This is a genomic window from Pigmentiphaga sp., from assembly GCF_019689535.1.
Classification (GTDB): domain Bacteria; phylum Pseudomonadota; class Gammaproteobacteria; order Burkholderiales; family Burkholderiaceae_B; genus Pigmentiphaga.
In genome coordinates this window covers 1-2,236 of record NZ_JADGHH010000328.1, presented here as the reverse complement: position 1 = coordinate 2,236, position 2,236 = coordinate 1, and the positions used below count along the sequence as shown (strand labels likewise).

General features: G+C 65.7%; 2 protein-coding genes and 2 pseudogenes. 2 read left to right on the top strand and 2 right to left on the bottom strand.

What is annotated here, in order from left to right:
• Positions 1-204: 204 nt before the first annotated feature.
• Positions 205-558, top strand: a pseudogene (gene arsC, locus IRZ12_RS17370) (arsenate reductase (glutaredoxin)); the annotation flags it as partial.
• A 30-nt stretch (positions 559-588) separates the two neighbouring features.
• Here the strand turns inward: arsC and IRZ12_RS17365 are convergent.
• Together IRZ12_RS17365 and IRZ12_RS17360 are read right to left on the bottom strand one after the other, a co-directional pair.
• Positions 589-1,443, bottom strand: coding sequence for a PhzF family phenazine biosynthesis protein (locus tag IRZ12_RS17365; protein ID WP_296471295.1), 855 nt, complete (start codon positions 1,441-1,443; stop codon positions 589-591).
• Between the two features lie 15 nt (positions 1,444-1,458).
• Complete coding sequence (locus IRZ12_RS17360; protein WP_296471292.1) at positions 1,459-1,878, bottom strand: Lrp/AsnC family transcriptional regulator; 420 nt, start codon at positions 1,876-1,878, stop codon at positions 1,459-1,461.
• Between the two features lie 159 nt (positions 1,879-2,037).
• Here IRZ12_RS17360 and IRZ12_RS17355 point away from each other — a divergent pair.
• Positions 2,038-2,236 (top strand): annotated as a pseudogene (locus IRZ12_RS17355) (amidinotransferase); the annotation flags it as partial.

Here is a 2,236-nt window from a genome sequence, read left to right as displayed (position 1 = left end):
GTTGTTGGGCGGGTTGCGCCGGGGAGGGAGGGTTCATGAAGGCGAAGAAGACTGCAGCGCCGTTGGAGGCGAAGGAAATAGCTTAGCAGCATCAGATTGCACTGCACAAAACGCCCCGGCCCCTCGGCCCCGCGCCGGGATATCATGCGGTCAGCGCGAGATGTCTTGAGCGCGCTGCAGATTTCATGATTCGGGACTTATGCCATGAGCGACATCACCATCTATCACAATCCGGCATGCGGTACGTCACGCAAGGTTCTGGCCTTGCTCAGGGAGCGCGGCTACGAGCCGACCGTGATCGAATACATGAAAACGCCGCCCAGCCGCGACACCCTTAAGTCGCTCATCGCCGCAATGGGGATTCCGGTGCGGGAGGCGATGCGGGTGAAGGGCACGCCTTACGACGAACTTGGCCTGGGCGACCCCAAATGGAGCGATGACGAGCTGATCGATTTCATGATGCAGCATCCCATCTTGATCAACCGTCCCATCGTGGTGACGCCGCGTGGCACGCGGCTGTGCCGGCCGATGGAAACCGTGCTGGAAATCCTGCCGGAATAGCAGCCTGCGGTCTCGTGCGGCGCGCCGTCAGAGAAGGACGTCGCCGGTGACGCAATCGGCGACGTCGCCGCCTATCCAGATGTCTCCGTCCGCACGTTCGACGTAGACGCGCCCGGCGCGTCCCAGGGCCGTGCCCTGGCTGGACACATAGGACGCGGGCGCCAATCCGGCGCTGGTCAGCCACTGCGCGATGCCTGCGTTCAGGCTGCCGGTCACCGGGTCTTCGGGTACCCCCAGGCCGGGCGCGAAGGCCCGCACTTCGAATTGCGCTTCCGGGCCGTCGGTGGCCGGATCCCACGGCCCGACGACACCGACTTTGAGCTTGCCCAGCGCCGGAAAATCCGGCCGCAGCGAGAGCACTTGCGCGCGCGAGGCAAGCATGATGGCTAGCCAAGCCGGCCCATTGTCTACCCAGTTTGCGGCGACCACCGCTTCCGGTGCTATGCCCAGGCCCCGTACAGCCTGCGCGAGAACGGCAGGCTCGACCTCGCCGGAGCGCCGCAGCGGGGGGGCGGCGAAGGCGAGGCGGCCCGACCGGCGCCGGATCCTTACCAAGCCCACGCCGCATTGCTGAACGACGTCGGAGCTTACGGGGCGTCCTCCCGCCCGCAGCCACGCATGGCAACTGCCGAGGGTGGGGTGGCCGGCAAACGGCAGCTCTCCGGAAGGCGTAAATATGCGTACGCGATAGTCGGCCCCTGCGACGGTCGGGCGGAGTAGGAACGTGGTCTCGCTCAAGCCGGTCCAGCGCGCAAAGGCCGCCATTTTGTCTTCGGGGAGGTCATCTGCATCGTGGACCACCGCGAGCGGATTGCCGCGCAGCGGAACCGCGCTGAACACGTCTACTTGGCGGAAGGGGTAAGAGCGGGCCTGAGGGGGCATAAAGGGCGTGGGCGGTCAAACGTAAGTGGACAGGAGGATGCTGGTCTCGGTGCTGGTAATGCCCGGGATCAGCCTGATGCGCTCGAGGGCCCGATCGAAGTCCTCGATGTTCTGCGCACGCAGTTCGGCCAGGATGTCCCAGCGGCCGTTCGTCGTATGCAGCGCCTGGATTGCCGGCTCTCCGCGCAAAGCCTCCAGGACCCGCCGGGCAGTGTTGCCTCCTACGGCGATGCTCATCCAGGCGCGTATGCCTTTGGGCTCGACGCCAGGGCGCAAGCGCAAGGTATAGCCGACGATGACGCCTTCTTTTTCCAGGCGCGTGATCCGGTTCTGCACCGTGCCGCGCGAGACGCCGAGCTTGCGGGCCAGCAGGGAAGCGGGCGTGCGCGCATTGTCGCGCAGCAGGGCGATCAGGCGATGGTCGATTTCGTCCATGGCGATACCTGCAGGGCGGATGGCAAAACGATAGCAGAGTCTGTCGATTCGACATCCCTGCGCGCGGGATGTGCCGTTCTGCCGGCTCGCGTTTGGCGCGACGGACGAGCAGAATGGGCGTCATGACGGTTCGCAATGTGCGAAGGCAAGGAGCAAAGCGTGAATGCCACAGCCAAGTTCCTCATGGTCGATCCGGCCCACTATGAAGTTCGCTACCGCATCAACCCGTGGATGCAGCCCGAGCAGTGGATGCGCGATGCGCAAGGGTTGCGCGCGGCGGCGCGCAGGGCTTACGACGCGTTGCGATGCGCCCTGCGCGAGGCCGGCTGCGACGTCGTCGTCGCGGACGGCGCGCCGG

Coding starts and splice junctions, on each gene's coding strand:
- IRZ12_RS17360 (WP_296471292.1), bottom strand. CDS start 1,878: ATGGACGAAATCGACCATCGCCTGATCGCCCTGCTGCGCGACAATGCG.
- IRZ12_RS17365 (WP_296471295.1), bottom strand. CDS start 1,443: ATGCCCCCTCAGGCCCGCTCTTACCCCTTCCGCCAAGTAGACGTGTTC.